Raw genomic sequence first — 13,218 nt, forward strand, 5'->3', positions numbered from 1 at the left:
GCTGTGACCTCCAGCGCAACGCTCAGCCCACCCCATCTGAACACTCTGGTACTGCTCACCGCAATGTCAGTGCTGTCGCTCAACATGTTTCTGCCCTCCATGGCCGCGATCGCCGCGGAATTTGGCGTGCCCTACGCGGTGGCAAATCTGTCTCTCGGCGGGTTTCTGGCCATCACGGTGGTGCTGCAAGTGGTGATCGGGCCCTTGTCGGATCGCTATGGCCGACGGCCAGTGATGTTATCTGGATTGGCAATCTTTGCACTTGGCTCTGCGGGCTGCTTGTCGGCGGACAGCATAACCGGGTTCCTGTTCTGGCGCATGTTACAGGCGGCGGGCGTGGTTGGCATCGCGCTCAGCCGCGCGGTCGTGCGCGACATGCATGGCCCACAAGAAGCGGCCAGCAAGCTCGGCTACATCTCCATGGTCATGGCCATTGCGCCCATGCTTGGCCCCACATTGGGCGGCCTGCTGCATGAAAGCTTCGGCTGGCGGGCCAGCTTTGTGCTCTATTTGCTGATGGGTGTCGGGCTGCTGGCCCTGTGTTGGCGTGACCTAGGCGAAACCAACACCGACCGCGCCGACACCATGCGCGAGCAATTCGCCACCTACCCTGCCCTGCTCAAATCCCGCCGGTTCTGGGGATATTCCCTCTGCATCGGGTTCTCGGTCGGGGCTTTTTATGTGCATATCACCGGCTCTGTCCTGGTCGGTGCAGAGGTATTTGGCCTCAGCCCCGCTGCTGTGGGCATGTCAGTTGGCACCATTGCCATCGGGTTTTCCTTTGGCTCTTTCCTCTCCGGCAAGCTGGCCCCGCGCCTGCCTTTGTGGGTTTTGGTTCTGTCCGGGCGCATCGTTGGACTTGTCGGACTTTGCATCGGGCTTACGATTGTGCTGTTTGGCTTTATCCATCCTGTGACCTTCACCGGGGCGGTGATTTTTGTGGGCATTGGCAATGGCTTAACCCTGCCGTCGGCCAACAGCGGTGCCATGTCCGTGCGCCCAAAACTGGCGGGCAGCGCCTCTGGCCTGTCCGGCGCAATGAGCGTCGGTATCGGCGCTGTGATGACCAGCGTGACAGGCGCCATTCTCACACCCGCCAACGGCGTCTATCTGATGTATGGGTTGATGATCGGCTGTGGTGTGATCTCTCTCATAACCGCAGTTTACGTGCGTTGGCTCGACATCACAGAACCGCTGGACGACACTCCAAAAGCCGCTTGACCGACGTTTCCGCCTGTGGCACGAAACAGGCATGAACACGCAAGGTATCTTTTTTGGCATCTATTATCCCCTGACCACATAGTGGCGGGGTCTTTAGCATCTTCATCCGCCGCGTTTGCCGGGGATGAAGCCAAAAAACCTTCCAACACATGAGTTCCCGGACAGGCGCGGCCTGACACAAAGGAACCCCGTGATGGGACAAACAGTAAAACACCTGAACAACGCCCAAGAAATCGTTGATGGCCAGCCACGCGTGGGGCTTGTGGGATTTGGCGGCTTTGGTCGCCTTGTTGCGCGCGAGCTCGCCCCACAGTGCGCCCTGACAATCTGCGACCCAGCCTACAGCCGGGCCGTGCTGCCTGACGGCAAACGCCTGACGTTGCAAGGATTGGCGGAAGTCGCACAATGCGATGTGATCATTCTGGCCGTTCCGGTTGCGCGCATGGAGCATGTCTGCCGCGCATTGTCACCACACTTGCGCCCCGGCACAGTGGTGGTTGACGTGGGATCCGTCAAAGTGGCCCCCTTGACGGACATGCACGCACATTTGCCGCCACATGTGGAAATCCTCGGCACACATCCCCTGTTTGGGCCCCAAAGTGCCGCCAATGGCGTCGCAGGGCGCAAAATCGCGCTCTGCCCAATACGCGGAACACAGTGGCGGCGCATCGGAGCGTTTCTGCGCAAAGCGGGCCTCGACGTGATCATCACCACCGCAGAACAACACGACCGCGACATGGCCATGGTGCAAGGGCTGACCCACCTGATTGGAAAGGTGATCACAGATCTCGGCCCCCTCCCTGACAAGCTGACAACCGCAAGCTTTGATCTTTTGCGCGAAGCCGTAGACATGGTGCAGGACGATCCACCAACAGTTCTGCATGCCATCGAAGTCTGCAATCCCTTTGCCAGAGAGGTGCGCAGCGCTTTCTTTGAAAAAGCCGAGCAGATGCGCGATCACTTTGAGCGCGAGACGCTGCTTGTGCAGGGTCAGCGCATGTCACCCGCGGCATAAATCACAACCGCCGCAATCATGACGGTGACACCCAAAAGAAAGGCCCGCGTGTTGATGAGTTCGCGCGCGGGCAGCTTCAGGCGGATCGACAAAATGATAACAATCCCTCCGACAATCGCCGTCGCAACAGACTGATAAGGATCATATTTTTCGATCTGCGTCCCAATCAGGCCCCCAGCAGCGACTGCCGCCACAAACGCAAACCGCATCCAGCTCAGAAAGTCATCCGCATAGTGGCTGATCAGAAAGCTGTTCACACCAAACAAATGCAGCACAAAAACCAAACTGGACACCACATAGAATGCAACAGCCGGTTCATTGATATGCACAATCGTGATGCCAACCAGCACGTTGTAGATCAGAAATGACAGCGTGGTGAATGCCATACGAACACGCGCAAACCGCACGGCTTCCGCGCCAAAATCGATCAAATAATACGCCAGAAAGCCGCCAAACAAATAGACATACAATTGGTGTTCGACCAACACATGCGCCTCCGGCTGTCGAAGCGCGATCTGTCCGGTCATGCTGCCAATTTTGGGCAAGAGATAGAGAAAGGCGTATCCCAGCCCCAAACCGCACGAAAAATCCTGCAGCCAGCGCGTGGCCTCTGGCAAGTGCCGCTTGAACCGCAGGGCAAACAGGTGAGCCACCGCAATGGTCATCAAGCTCACGATCTCAAATACTGTCAGCATTCCAGTCACCCGCCACCCCCCGATGCGAAAACCCCGTTTGACAATCCTTGGGTGAAAGCAACCATAACTGGCTCATAAACAAAGAAAAGCCCCAGCGACGCGAGTCGATGGGGCTCATGTAATTCTCTGAAAGATGGTTTAGCGTTTGCGATCGCGGCGCGAACTCATCGGCTGGAACGCCACGCCCACATGGGCCTCACAATAGGGTTTGCCCGCCTGCACAGGCAGGCCACAGAACCAGAACTCCTCAGTGGCGGGGTCCCCCACGGGCCACTTGCAGGTGCGCTCGGTCAATTCCATCAAAGACAGCTTCTTCGCGGTCTTTTCGACTTCATTGACCTTGGCAAGCGCCTCTGGGCTGATCTCATTGGCGGAAGGCTGCGGTGGCAGCGGCTGCCCGGCCGGAATGATTGCCTTGCGCATGGGCTGCGCGGTGCGCACCGGTACGGCGGGTTCGGTTTTTGGTTCAGGCTTGGCCGCAACCTCTTCTGCCTTCGGCTCCGCTTTCGGCTTGGGCGCTGCGGCCTTCGGCTTGGGCGCGGCCTTGGGTTTGGGCTCGGCTTTGGGTTTGGCGTCAGCCTTGGCAGTGCTGCTGGTGGTGCGGTTTGACAGGCCCAGACGATGCACTTTGCCAATAACCGCATTGCGGGTTACACCGCCGAGCTCCTTGGCAATCTGGCTGGCCGACTGGCCTTCGCCCCACATTTTTTTCAAAAGCTCTACGCGCTCGTCGGTCCAGGACATTCGTCACTTCCTCAGCTAAAAAGCGGCCCGCCAAAGGCCGCCTCTGCATTTCTTGGTCAGGGGCCTATTCTAATCACCCCAGCCCGAGTTACAAGGCGAAGAATCACTTCCTGCGCTGACAATCTCCGACAATGGCGCGGTGGGCACAACAAAGCGAGAGATACGGGATGCACAACGACATGTCAGATCGTGAACAAACACTGCAAATGGGTGTACGCCGCTTCGGGCGCGTGAACTGGCTGGGCCTCCAAACACTGGCAATGCGAGAGATTCTGCGGTTCTGGACGGTCTGGACCCAAACCCTGCTTGCGCCGCTGGTCACTGCAGGGCTGTTCCTGTTGATTTTCTCCATCGCCATTGGCCCCAGCCGCAGCGATGTGATGGGCGTGCCGTTTCTGACCTTCCTGATTCCCGGCATCATGATGATGACGGTGATTCAAAACGCCTTCGCCAATACATCCTCCTCGATTGTGATTTCCAAGGTGCAGGGCAATATCGTGGACACCCTCATGCCCCCGCTTGCGCCTTTGGAAATGGTGCTGGGCTACCTCGCAGGGTCTGTTGCGCGGGGCCTTTTTGTCGCCATCGCCATGAGCATTGTCAGCGCCTTGGTGCTGGGACAAGGGATCGCGCATCCGCTTTGGGCGTTGAGCTTTGTGGTGCTCGGTGGCGCGATGATGGGGGCCGTTGGCATTGTCGCGGGGATCTTTGCGCAGAAATTTGATCAGATGGCCGCCATCACAAACTTCATCGTGACCCCGCTCGCCTTCCTGTCCGGCACCTTCTATTCAGTGGATGCACTGCCGCCCGTTCTGCAGAAATTCACCCATATCAACCCGATCTTCTATCTGATCGATGGCACGCGCTATGGCGTGATCGGCGTCTCTGACAGCGCCCCCGCCCTGGGGTTGCTGGTTGTGCTCAGCGTGACCACCCTCCTGTGCGCCGTCGCATGGTGGATGCTGAAAACAGGCTACCGACTGAAAAGCTAACAGCCGGCCCCTCACTCAAAATGGGGGGCTTATCTCCCTTTGCCAAAGCGGCGGCGCTGGCCTATACGGGCGCCCATGTCCAGCAACCCGCCAGAACTCCGCCCCGACCTCGCCCGCGCAACCCTCACAGGGGAGCAGCGCCCTGGCCAGCCGACCATCGGCATGGTCTCTCTTGGCTGCCCCAAAGCGCTGGTGGACAGCGAACGCATCCTCACCCGCCTGCGCGCCGAAGGCTATGGCATTTCGCCCGACTATTCCGGCGCGGATGCGGTGATTGTGAACACCTGCGGTTTTCTGGACAGCGCCAAAGCGGAAAGCCTTGAAGCCATAGGCGAGGCCATTCAGGAAAACGGCAAGGTCATCGTCACCGGCTGTCTGGGCGCAGAGCCGGAATATATCACCGGCACCCACCCCAAAGTGCTCGCCGTGACCGGCCCCCATCAATATGAGCAGGTGCTGGATGCGGTACACGGCGCAGTGCCCCCCAGCCCCGATCCCTTCATTGACCTGCTGCCAGCCAAAAACGTCTCTCTGACACCGCGCCACTACAGCTATCTGAAGATTTCTGAGGGCTGCAATCACAAGTGCAAATTCTGCATCATCCCGGACATGCGTGGCAAACTGGCCTCCCGCCCGGTGCATGCGGTGCTGCGTGAAGCGGAAAAGCTGGTTGAAGGCGGCGTGAACGAGCTATTGGTAATTTCACAGGACACCTCCGCCTATGGGCTGGATCGCAAATATTCCACCCACCCGTGGAAAGACCGCGAAGTCCGCAGCCACATCACCGATCTGGCACGCGAGCTGGGCCAACTCGACGCTTGGGTGCGTCTGCACTACGTCTACCCCTACCCGCATGTGCGCGAGCTGATCCCGCTGATGGCAGACGGTCTGATCCTGCCCTATCTCGACATCCCGTTTCAGCACAGCCACCCGGACACGCTCAAGCGCATGGCTCGGCCCGCGCATACCTCCAAAACGCTGACAGAAATCGCCGCATGGCGCGACATCTGCCCCGACATCACCCTGCGCTCCACCTTTATCGTGGGCTACCCCGGCGAAACCGAAGCAGAGTTTCAGCACCTGCTTGATTGGATGGATGAGGCGCAACTCGATCGCGTCGGCTGTTTCCAGTATGAAAACGTCGATGGCGCGCGTTCCAATGATCTGCCAGACCACGTAGCCCCCGAGCTGAAACAAGAACGCTGGGAGCGCTTTATGGAAAAAGCGCAGGCGATTTCTGAGGCAAAACTTGCCGCAAAAGTGGGCCAAACGCTTGATGTGATCGTAGATGACATCGACGAAGACGGCATCGCCACCTGCCGCACCAAAGCCGACGCGCCTGAAATTGATGGCAACCTGTTCATCGATGACGGCACGGATGGGCTCACTGTGGGCCAGATCGTAACGGTCGAGGTGGACGAAGCCGGCGAATATGACCTTTGGGGTTGTCTGAAACAGAGCTGACCTGCGCAGCCTGCTGGGCGCCCCACAACCGGAGCGCCCATGAGCCAAGAAACCCGCGTTTTGTTCAACGCAGACTGCCCAATCTGCAACACCGAAATCTGCCACTATCGCGCCTACACAGAGGCGCGCGGCCTTGATGTGGCTTATGACGATCTCAACGGAAACGCGCTCTCTGAATGGCAGATCGACGCTGATGAAGCGGCAAAACGCCTGCATGTCACCCAAAATGGCGAGGTCTATGTGGGCGTGGCGGCATTTGCGGCGCTGTGGTCAACCATGCCCCGCTATCGTTGGCTGGCAAAGATTGTCCGCCTGCCGGGGCTCTGGCAATTGGCTAATGTGATCTACGACCGCCTGTTGGCACCTTGGCTGTATCGCAAGCACCTTAAACGCGCTGCGGCAGCAGCCAATTCACAAGGCGCATCAAATCCTTAATGCTTCGCCAAGCGCGTCATCAGGTTTGCATGGCAACAGAACTCTGGCGGTGTCTTTTTCCCGCCTGCAGCACCCAGCCATACCTGACATTCAGCCACATGACTGCATGTGCGACACCGGGTGACCATTCCCGCATAGTCTTGCGGCGTCAGGCTGCCCTCTGCCATGGCTTCGCTAAGGGACACCCCCATTTTCCGGCCCATACTTCTGGTCAGCCAGAAATGTGTTTCCGGATCGCCAAGCGGCACAACACGTCCCATCACATCAGCGCCTGCAATCGATGCAGCAAATCTGCGTTGCGGCAATAGATCGGCGCGCCCGTGCCATCCGTAGCGGCTGATTTCACACGCAGAGAACAGCGCGCTGGCTGCAAACAGCCCGTACAACGCACCACAGCGTTGGAAATCTCATCACAGTCTATCGCCCCGCGAATCGCCGCCTCTTGCAAATCGACACCCACATGCGTGGCCATATCGTCAAACAAAGCCGCGTGACGTTTGATTTTTTCCAGCCGGTCCATACAAGAAACTCCTGCGTCATGTGCAAACAGACTAACAGGCCTCCGCAGGACTCCCCTTGATGTGCATCAAGCAGAGGCTAAAGCGCCTCAAAGTAGGCATTCACACAATCCTGCACCCGGCGAAAACGGTCACCGCCCAGCTTCACGCCGCCATACCAACGCGTCACAACGACGATGTGATCCGTGATCCCCTCGCGTTCCAGCATCCGCAAAATCACCAGCCCCGCGCCGCTTTCCCCGTCATCGCCTTTCAGGGGCGTGCCATCACTCAGCAGCGCCGCCCATGTGTTGTGGGTCGCCTTGGCAAACTTCTTGTTGCGTTTCAGCTCTTTGAGGAAGCGATCCGCTTCCTTGCGGTCCGCTACCGCACCACCGGAAACCGCATACTTGCTGCCCCGATCCGTAACCACATTGGTAAGTTGCAACATGCGCTTATAGACCTGCCGCCGTACGCTTCACGATCTCAATACGCGAGGCATTGGGCGGGTGCGTGCCAAGAAACACGTTGCCCGGATCTGGCGTGCGCTCAAAAAAGCCCACACCAATCAGCGGATCATATCCCGCCTGTTTGGTCAAAACCGTGCCAAGACTGTCCGCCTCAAGCTCATATTCTTTAGAAAACGAGCGCGACCCGACAGAGGCGCCAAGGTTGGCCGCAGCATCTATTGAGCTGGCGCTGCCCCCGGCCAAGCCGATCAAAATCGCGCCCAGCGCCGCACCTGTCAGTGCATCCGCCTGCTGGCGTGTGAGATGCCCGGCAATATGGTGCGCCGCCTCATGCCCCATGACAAAGGCAAGTTCATGCTGGTTGCGGGTCTCCGCAATCAAAGGCGCTGTGAAAATGATCAGAGGGCGGCCGTTCTTGTCGACCGTCTGATAGGCGTTGGGCGGAATGTCTGTGCGTGGATCCACTGAAATTTTGTAGTCGCAATCTGTGCCGCGCGCTGCACGGCGGCGGCATTCGCGCTCTGCCACGGGCTCCATGGTGGCAATGATCGGCGCCAGTCGCGCTTCGGCCTGTTTCACCGTGATCTTGGGCGCTTTGGCTTGCGGTGTCGTACGTGGCGGCGCCGTGGTTGTGGTGGTCTCACAGGCCGCCAGCGCCACCGCAGCAACCGTTGCCATCGCCATCACGCGCCACTTTGCCACCCCTGCTCCTGAAATTTGCGCCAACATCACGCAATCCTCCCAACACCTCAGCCAAAGAGGCGCTTGTAAATCCATCTTCGTTCTGAATTTACGCCCGCCCGGAGGCCGAGGCCAGCGGGAAATGCTTGCACCTTGCGACACTTACGCTACGCTGTGGGTATGTTCAGCATAGAGCACGAATTTGACGCCACCGTTGTCACGCTCGTCGATGAAGGCGCCGCGCCATTGGGCGAAGATGTTGTGATCCACATGTTTGAGGATTGCGTCACCATCGAACAATATGATCCGCGCACTGACAGCATGCAGAAAATCACACTTTCCACGACGCAGGTGCAGGATCTCACCGCCGCGCTGGATCTGCCAGAGGGGGTCTACATGCTCAAGCGTGACCCAGAGCAGACCTAGGCTATTTGCAAGCGTGCCGAGCCGCTGCGATGAAGCGATTTTGGCGCCAGTGCAGCAGGATTAATGGGTCCTGAGCCTAGTCCATGCGAAACACCTTGTCGCGCGCGGATTGCCCCCGCACGAGAGTGAGGCGTGATTTCGCAATGCCCAGCGTCTTGGCCAACAGCTTGGCCACCGCCGCATTGGCTTTGCCGCCCTCTGGCACAACCGTCACATAGACCCGCAGCACGTCGCCATCCTGCACCACTGCATTGCGTGAGGCTTTGGGCGTCACCCGCACCGTGATTTCTGTTCCGGGGGTCGATGGCACCTCAATGGCTCCGGTCATGCGCACGCCCTTTCCAACGAATGGTGCAAGAACAGTGATTTACATTCCACAAATGCCCCGCTTAGGGTAGCCCGCAATTGATACAAGGAAGCTGCGCATGGCAACGGGCAAAACCACAGGGTTCTTTTTTGATGAAAAGTGCTTCTGGCATGCAGGTGGCAACTACGCCCTCACACTGCCTGTTGGCGACCTTGTGCAACCCCTTGCCGCGGGCGGTCTCCCCGAAAGCCCCGAAACCAAGCGACGCCTTAAAAACCTGATGGATGTCAAAGGCTTAACGGCCAAACTTGATGTGTGCAGCGCCACTGCCGCGACCACCGAAATGCTCGCGCGTGTACACCCGGGCGATTTCCTTGGTAAATTCAATGCCGTGTCCGACGCAGGTGGCGGGGAAATCGGATTGCGCACCCCGTTTGGCAAAGGCGGCTATGAAATTGCTGCCCTCTCCGCAGGTCTCGCCAGCGAAGCCGTGCGCGCCGTGGCCGCAGGAGAGCTGCAAAATGCCTACGCTCTGTCACGCCCGCCGGGGCACCACTGCCTGCCAGATTGGCCCAACGGCTTCTGTCTGCTCGCCAATATCGCCGTCGCCATTGAGGCCGCGCAGGCGGAAGGCCTCGCCCAGCGCGTTGCGGTGCTCGACTGGGATGTCCACCACGGCAACGGCACGGAAGCGATCTATTATGAGCGCAGCGACGTGCTCACCATCTCGCTGCATCAAGAAAAGAACTACCCGCTCGACACTGGCGATGTGGCCGATCGCGGCAAAGGCGCCGGGCTTGGCACCAACATCAACGTGCCCCTGCCCCCCGGCGCAGGCCACAACAGCTATCTTTACGCCATGGAGCAGATTGTACTCCCCGCGCTGCACAGCTTTAACCCCGACATCATCATCGTCGCCTGCGGTTTTGACGCCGCCGCCTTTGATCCACTGTCCCGGATGCTGGCCACCGCAGACACCTTCCGCCAAATGACACGACACGTCATGGCCGCTGCCGAGACGCTGTGTGAAGGCAAACTCGTGCTGGTGCACGAAGGCGGCTATTCCGAGGCCTATGTGCCCTTCTGTGGACACGCCGTGATCGAAGAGCTTGCCGGCTCTGACATTCGCGCCGAAGATCCAATGGCGGCCTCCCTCGCCATCCGTCAGCCCAACGCCCGTGTCGAGGCGCTCTTTGCCACGCTCATTGATGAGATGGCCGCCACATTCGCAAGCCCGCCCGGTTGAAATCACACCGGGCCACGCCAACATACCGACTCAACTCCCAAGGGAGAGGACATGCCACAACCAAACCAAGCCGCGCTGGATTTCCTGCTGAGCCGCCGCTCGCGCCCAGCCAAAACGCTGATCGGCCCAACGCCCACACGCGCCGAGCTGGAACCTTTGCTTGAGGCCGCCCTGCGCAGCCCGGATCACGGCAAGCTTGAGCCCTGGCGGCTCATTGTCCTAGAGCGCAAAGCCCTGAGAACGCTGGCAGATCTTATTCCCGAATGCGGTAAATCCTTGGGGATCGAACCGGAAAAGATCCAAAAGGGCCAAGATCAATTCGCCAATGCAGAGCTTGCCGTGGCGGTGATCGAATCGCCCGTGATCAGCGAAAAAATCCCCGCGATTGAGCAAACCTACTCTGCCGCCTGCGTGTGCCTGCAACTGCTCAATGCCGCTCTTGCGGCGGGCTGGGGCGCCAACTGGCTGTCCGGCTGGGCCAGCCACGACCGCACCTTCGTAGAGAAAGGCCTCGGCCTTGCGCCGCATGAGAAAGTCGCAGGTTTCATTCACATCGGCACCGAAAAGGCCGCGCCCCCCGAACGCCCACGCCCCAACATGGAGACAAAGGTCACATGGCTGTTGGACTGATCCTATCCTCTTTTGGCAAAACCCTGAGCCAGCTCGGGGATCCGCGCTTTCGCCGGGTCCTGCTCAAAGGCATCGGCCTCACGTTTGTGCTGCTGATCGCCGTCTATGTCGCATTTCTGTGGTTTTTAAGCTGGCTTGGCGCCGCCGCATGGGTGCAGGAGCTTCTGGGCAATATTTCCTGGGTCGGCGATCTCTTCACCGCCGCGTCGCTGTTTTTGATGATCATTCTATCGGTGTTTTTGATGGTGCCAGTGGCTTCAGCCATCACATCGCTGTTTCTGGATGAGGTCGCTGACGCCGTCGAAGACCGCCACTACCCGCATCTGCCCGACGTGCCTGCGGTGTCTTTCGGCGAGGGGCTAAAAGACTCCGTCAACTTCATGGGTGTCTTGATCGCCGCCAACCTTCTGGCACTGATCGTCTATGTGATCTTCACGCCTTTTGCCCTGTTCATCTTCTGGGCGCTGAACGGCTTTTTGCTGGGTCGAGAGTATTTTCAGCTCACAGCGATGCGCCGTGTGGGCCGTGCAGAGGCAAAGAAGCTGCGGCGCAAACACATGGGCACGCTTTGGCTCGCTGGCATCCTGATGGCGATGCCCCTGTCGGTGCCATTTCTGAACCTACTGATCCCAATCCTGGGCGCCGCCACATTCACCCATCTGTTCCATCAACTGGAGCCGACGCGGGCGCATCCCCCATCCGGTTGAACCAATCCAAATCGCGCACAGTGATCATACCGGAAGTGATGATCCAAAACGCGATCAACCAGATAACCGCAGAGGCCAAGGTCGTGATCTTGGCCTTTGCTTTGAGATGGTGGTGCTCAGGCGCGCCGGCATGGGTGCCGGGCACAACGTCGCCCAGATCACCCTGCGTTTGTAAGCGAATCGGAATCACAATCAGAAAGGTCATAAACCAAATGACCGCATATAAGACGATGGCCGAGGTGATCCCCATATCGCTCTCCTCCTAAAAATTGAGCGGGCATCCCTGCCCGCTATTTCGCCCAAATCGAGCACAGACGTCAGACCTGCTCAAGCTCCACCAGACAGCCGTTGAAGTCTTTGGGATGCAGGAACAAGACCGGCTTGCCATGCGCGCCAATCTTTGGCTCGCCGCTCCCCAGAACCCGCGCACCGGTCTCTTTCAGATGGTCACGCGCGGCCAGAATGTCATCCACTTCATAACATACGTGATGAATGCCACCTGAGGGGTTTTTCTCAAGGAACCCATTGATCGGGCTATCTTTTCCAAGCGGATACAACAGTTCAATCTTGGTGTTTGGCAATTCGATGAACACCACCGTCACCCCGTGATCTGGCTCATCCTGCGGGGCCCCAACCTTGGCGCCCAGCGCATCGCGATACTGCGCGCTTGCAGCCTCCAGATCGGGCACGGCAATCGCCACGTGGTTCAGTCGTCCAATCATATTTGTCCTCCATGGATCGATTTGGTCCCGCTCAGTGCTGTTATGGGATTTGCGCCGCGCCTGCGCAAGCGGCAGGGCGTCGCGGTTGCGATTAACCCTTCGTTAGTCATGTGCCGCCTAGCCTATTGCATGTGAATGTATCAGTTACTCTGCTTCGTTGAGGATTCAGCTATGGATGACCACTCGCCTTTTTCACCACTGACCACGCCCTCTGCTGCGCGCCCGCTTTTGGGCATGACCGTGCTCGTGGTCGAAGACAGCCGTTTCGCCTCCGACGCATTGCGTCTCATGTGTGTGCGCTCGGGCGCCCGCATCCGCCGCGCAGACAGCCTGTGCTCGGCACGCCGCCATCTGCAAATCCACCTGCCAACCGTCATCATTGTCGATATGGGCTTGCCGGATGGCTCTGGTGCCGAACTGATTGAGGAACTGCACAACGCCTCTCCACGCGTCGAGCTTATCCTTGGCACGTCCGGTGATGATTTCGCCGAAGACGCTGCGCGGGCCGCCGGTGCTGATGGCTTCATCACAAAGCCCTATGGCAGTCTCGCGACCTTCCAGCAGGCCATCTTGTCCCGTCTCGCAGTGGGGTTCCGGCCAACTGTGGCGCGCATTGCCGACAATGAAACCATTCAACCCGACCCAGTCGCTCTGCGCGATGATCTCATGCATGCGGCCGATACGCTTCAGGCCACCCCCGAACAGGCGCTCAATGATGGCGTTGTGGATTATGTCGCGCAATTTCTTGGGGGCATTGCCCGCAGCTCTGAAGATGACAGCCTGCTCAACGCAGTGCGCGCCGTTGAACAGGGCCGCAAACAAGGGGCCATGCCAACCGCCGATGTCGCGCATCTGACCGGGCTTGTGCAGGACCGTTTGGCCCAGTCGGCCACAATCTAAGCTTTCCGCCGCGCGCGTGAATTGGACTCTGGCGATCACGCTCCGCGACCCGGCGCGCACGCGCCC

General features: G+C 59.0%; 19 protein-coding genes. 10 read left to right on the forward strand and 9 right to left on the reverse strand.

Annotated elements, in window-relative coordinates; genetic code table 11:
- Window positions 1-3: 3 nt before the first annotated feature.
- Window positions 4-1,221 carry a multidrug effflux MFS transporter gene (locus J7413_RS04175; protein WP_348538718.1) on the forward strand — a complete coding sequence of 406 codons (1,218 nt, stop codon included), beginning with the start codon at window positions 4-6 and terminating at the stop codon, window positions 1,219-1,221.
- 193 nt (window positions 1,222-1,414) lie between these two features.
- Window positions 1,415-2,236: a prephenate dehydrogenase/arogenate dehydrogenase family protein gene (locus J7413_RS04180; RefSeq protein WP_209096665.1), complete on the forward strand. Its 822-nt coding sequence runs from the start codon at window positions 1,415-1,417 to the stop codon at window positions 2,234-2,236.
- On the opposite strand, the gene J7413_RS04185 is transcribed toward J7413_RS04180, so the two are convergent.
- Window positions 2,212-2,931: a hypothetical protein gene (locus tag J7413_RS04185; protein WP_209096666.1), complete on the reverse strand. Its 720-nt coding sequence runs from the start codon at window positions 2,929-2,931 to the stop codon at window positions 2,212-2,214. The two genes, J7413_RS04180 and J7413_RS04185, sit on opposite strands and share 25 nt — an antisense overlap.
- A 138-nt stretch (window positions 2,932-3,069) precedes the next feature.
- Window positions 3,070-3,675 (reverse strand): GcrA family cell cycle regulator, encoded by a 606-nt coding sequence (locus tag J7413_RS04190; RefSeq protein WP_209096667.1) that lies wholly within the window; start codon window positions 3,673-3,675, stop codon window positions 3,070-3,072.
- A 167-nt stretch (window positions 3,676-3,842) separates the two neighbouring features.
- On the opposite strand from J7413_RS04190, the gene J7413_RS04195 reads away from it, so the two are divergent.
- The 3 genes from J7413_RS04195 to J7413_RS04205 all read left to right on the forward strand — a co-directional run bounded on the left by J7413_RS04195 (window position 3,843) and on the right by J7413_RS04205 (window position 6,566).
- The gene (locus J7413_RS04195; protein WP_247743302.1) at window positions 3,843-4,667 is read left to right on the forward strand and encodes an ABC transporter permease; all 825 of its coding nucleotides are present in this window, start codon (window positions 3,843-3,845) and stop codon (window positions 4,665-4,667) included.
- A 75-nt stretch (window positions 4,668-4,742) separates the two neighbouring features.
- Window positions 4,743-6,131 (forward strand): 30S ribosomal protein S12 methylthiotransferase RimO, encoded by a 1,389-nt coding sequence (gene rimO / locus J7413_RS04200; RefSeq protein WP_209096668.1) that lies wholly within the window; start codon window positions 4,743-4,745, stop codon window positions 6,129-6,131.
- A gap of 39 nt (window positions 6,132-6,170) precedes the next feature.
- On the forward strand, window positions 6,171-6,566 hold the full coding sequence (locus tag J7413_RS04205) for a DUF393 domain-containing protein (protein WP_209096669.1): 396 nt from the start codon (window positions 6,171-6,173) through the stop codon (window positions 6,564-6,566).
- Here the strand turns inward: J7413_RS04205 and J7413_RS04210 are convergent.
- The 4 genes from J7413_RS04210 to J7413_RS04225 all read right to left on the reverse strand — a co-directional run bounded on the left by J7413_RS04210 (window position 6,563) and on the right by J7413_RS04225 (window position 8,262).
- Entirely contained in the window at window positions 6,563-6,826 is a 264-nt protein-coding gene (locus tag J7413_RS04210; protein ID WP_209096670.1) for a DUF6455 family protein, read from the reverse strand. The two genes, J7413_RS04205 and J7413_RS04210, sit on opposite strands and share 4 nt — an antisense overlap.
- Window positions 6,826-7,086, reverse strand: coding sequence for a DUF6455 family protein (locus tag J7413_RS04215; RefSeq protein ID WP_209096671.1), 261 nt, complete (start codon window positions 7,084-7,086; stop codon window positions 6,826-6,828). The genes J7413_RS04210 and J7413_RS04215 overlap by 1 nt, the downstream gene beginning before the upstream one ends.
- Before the next feature lie 77 nt (window positions 7,087-7,163).
- Entirely contained in the window at window positions 7,164-7,514 is a 351-nt protein-coding gene (locus J7413_RS04220; protein ID WP_209096672.1) for a YigZ family protein, read from the reverse strand.
- A 4-nt stretch (window positions 7,515-7,518) separates the two neighbouring features.
- Entirely contained in the window at window positions 7,519-8,262 is a 744-nt protein-coding gene (locus J7413_RS04225) for a M48 family metalloprotease (protein WP_247743303.1), read from the reverse strand.
- 132 nt (window positions 8,263-8,394) lie between these two features.
- Here J7413_RS04225 and J7413_RS04230 point away from each other — a divergent pair, with 132 nt between their 5' ends.
- Window positions 8,395-8,640: a hypothetical protein gene (locus J7413_RS04230; protein WP_209096757.1), complete on the forward strand. Its 246-nt coding sequence runs from the start codon at window positions 8,395-8,397 to the stop codon at window positions 8,638-8,640.
- A 76-nt stretch (window positions 8,641-8,716) separates the two neighbouring features.
- Here J7413_RS04230 and J7413_RS04235 read toward each other — a convergent pair whose 3' ends face one another.
- Window positions 8,717-8,968, reverse strand: a complete 252-nt coding sequence (locus tag J7413_RS04235; RefSeq protein ID WP_209096673.1) for a DUF167 domain-containing protein — start codon at window positions 8,966-8,968, stop codon at window positions 8,717-8,719.
- A gap of 97 nt (window positions 8,969-9,065) precedes the next feature.
- Between J7413_RS04235 and J7413_RS04240 the strand changes: the two genes are divergently transcribed.
- From J7413_RS04240 to J7413_RS04250, 3 genes are read left to right on the forward strand one after another with little or no spacing between them, the layout of a single operon-like run.
- Window positions 9,066-10,193 (forward strand): class II histone deacetylase, encoded by a 1,128-nt coding sequence (locus J7413_RS04240; RefSeq protein ID WP_209096674.1) that lies wholly within the window; start codon window positions 9,066-9,068, stop codon window positions 10,191-10,193.
- Between the two features lie 51 nt (window positions 10,194-10,244).
- Complete coding sequence (locus tag J7413_RS04245; protein WP_209096675.1) at window positions 10,245-10,823, forward strand: nitroreductase family protein; 579 nt, start codon at window positions 10,245-10,247, stop codon at window positions 10,821-10,823.
- A complete protein-coding gene (locus J7413_RS04250) occupies window positions 10,820-11,530 on the forward strand; it encodes an EI24 domain-containing protein (protein ID WP_209096758.1) in 711 nt (236 codons plus the stop codon). The genes J7413_RS04245 and J7413_RS04250 overlap by 4 nt, the downstream gene beginning before the upstream one ends.
- On the opposite strand, the gene J7413_RS04255 is transcribed toward J7413_RS04250, so the two are convergent.
- Together J7413_RS04255 and mce are read right to left on the reverse strand one after the other, a co-directional pair.
- On the reverse strand, window positions 11,475-11,780 hold the full coding sequence (locus tag J7413_RS04255; protein WP_209096676.1) for a DUF1467 family protein: 306 nt from the start codon (window positions 11,778-11,780) through the stop codon (window positions 11,475-11,477). The genes J7413_RS04250 and J7413_RS04255 overlap by 56 nt on opposite strands.
- 67 nt (window positions 11,781-11,847) lie before the next feature.
- Window positions 11,848-12,252, reverse strand: a complete 405-nt coding sequence (gene mce / locus J7413_RS04260) for a methylmalonyl-CoA epimerase (protein ID WP_209096677.1) — start codon at window positions 12,250-12,252, stop codon at window positions 11,848-11,850.
- Between the two features lie 171 nt (window positions 12,253-12,423).
- Between mce and J7413_RS04265 the strand changes: the two genes are divergently transcribed.
- Complete coding sequence (locus J7413_RS04265) at window positions 12,424-13,152, forward strand: response regulator (protein ID WP_209096678.1); 729 nt, start codon at window positions 12,424-12,426, stop codon at window positions 13,150-13,152.
- The last annotated feature ends 66 nt before the right edge of the window (window positions 13,153-13,218 follow it).

The sequence above is a fragment of the Shimia sp. R10_1 genome (genome assembly GCF_017744095.1).
Taxonomy (GTDB): Bacteria; Pseudomonadota; Alphaproteobacteria; order Rhodobacterales; family Rhodobacteraceae; genus Shimia.

What these genes read in the sequence shown, in the direction of transcription:
- J7413_RS04180 (WP_209096665.1), top strand. Translation starts at nt 1,415, where the DNA reads ATGGGACAAACAGTAAAACACCTGAACAACGCCCAAGAAATCGTTGAT.
- J7413_RS04185 (WP_209096666.1), bottom strand. Translation starts at nt 2,931, where the DNA reads ATGCTGACAGTATTTGAGATCGTGAGCTTGATGACCATTGCGGTGGCT.
- J7413_RS04190 (WP_209096667.1), bottom strand. Translation starts at nt 3,675, where the DNA reads ATGTCCTGGACCGACGAGCGCGTAGAGCTTTTGAAAAAAATGTGGGGC.
- J7413_RS04195 (WP_247743302.1), top strand. Translation starts at nt 3,843, where the DNA reads ATGCACAACGACATGTCAGATCGTGAACAAACACTGCAAATGGGTGTA.
- rimO (WP_209096668.1), top strand. Translation starts at nt 4,743, where the DNA reads ATGTCCAGCAACCCGCCAGAACTCCGCCCCGACCTCGCCCGCGCAACC.
- J7413_RS04205 (WP_209096669.1), top strand. Translation starts at nt 6,171, where the DNA reads ATGAGCCAAGAAACCCGCGTTTTGTTCAACGCAGACTGCCCAATCTGC.
- J7413_RS04210 (WP_209096670.1), bottom strand. Translation starts at nt 6,826, where the DNA reads ATGGGACGTGTTGTGCCGCTTGGCGATCCGGAAACACATTTCTGGCTG.
- J7413_RS04215 (WP_209096671.1), bottom strand. Translation starts at nt 7,086, where the DNA reads ATGGACCGGCTGGAAAAAATCAAACGTCACGCGGCTTTGTTTGACGAT.
- J7413_RS04220 (WP_209096672.1), bottom strand. Translation starts at nt 7,514, where the DNA reads ATGTTGCAACTTACCAATGTGGTTACGGATCGGGGCAGCAAGTATGCG.
- J7413_RS04225 (WP_247743303.1), bottom strand. Translation starts at nt 8,262, where the DNA reads ATGTTGGCGCAAATTTCAGGAGCAGGGGTGGCAAAGTGGCGCGTGATG.
- J7413_RS04230 (WP_209096757.1), top strand. Translation starts at nt 8,395, where the DNA reads ATGTTCAGCATAGAGCACGAATTTGACGCCACCGTTGTCACGCTCGTC.
- J7413_RS04235 (WP_209096673.1), bottom strand. Translation starts at nt 8,968, where the DNA reads ATGACCGGAGCCATTGAGGTGCCATCGACCCCCGGAACAGAAATCACG.
- J7413_RS04240 (WP_209096674.1), top strand. Translation starts at nt 9,066, where the DNA reads ATGGCAACGGGCAAAACCACAGGGTTCTTTTTTGATGAAAAGTGCTTC.
- J7413_RS04245 (WP_209096675.1), top strand. Translation starts at nt 10,245, where the DNA reads ATGCCACAACCAAACCAAGCCGCGCTGGATTTCCTGCTGAGCCGCCGC.
- J7413_RS04255 (WP_209096676.1), bottom strand. Translation starts at nt 11,780, where the DNA reads ATGGGGATCACCTCGGCCATCGTCTTATATGCGGTCATTTGGTTTATG.
- mce (WP_209096677.1), bottom strand. Translation starts at nt 12,252, where the DNA reads ATGATTGGACGACTGAACCACGTGGCGATTGCCGTGCCCGATCTGGAG.
- J7413_RS04265 (WP_209096678.1), top strand. Translation starts at nt 12,424, where the DNA reads ATGGATGACCACTCGCCTTTTTCACCACTGACCACGCCCTCTGCTGCG.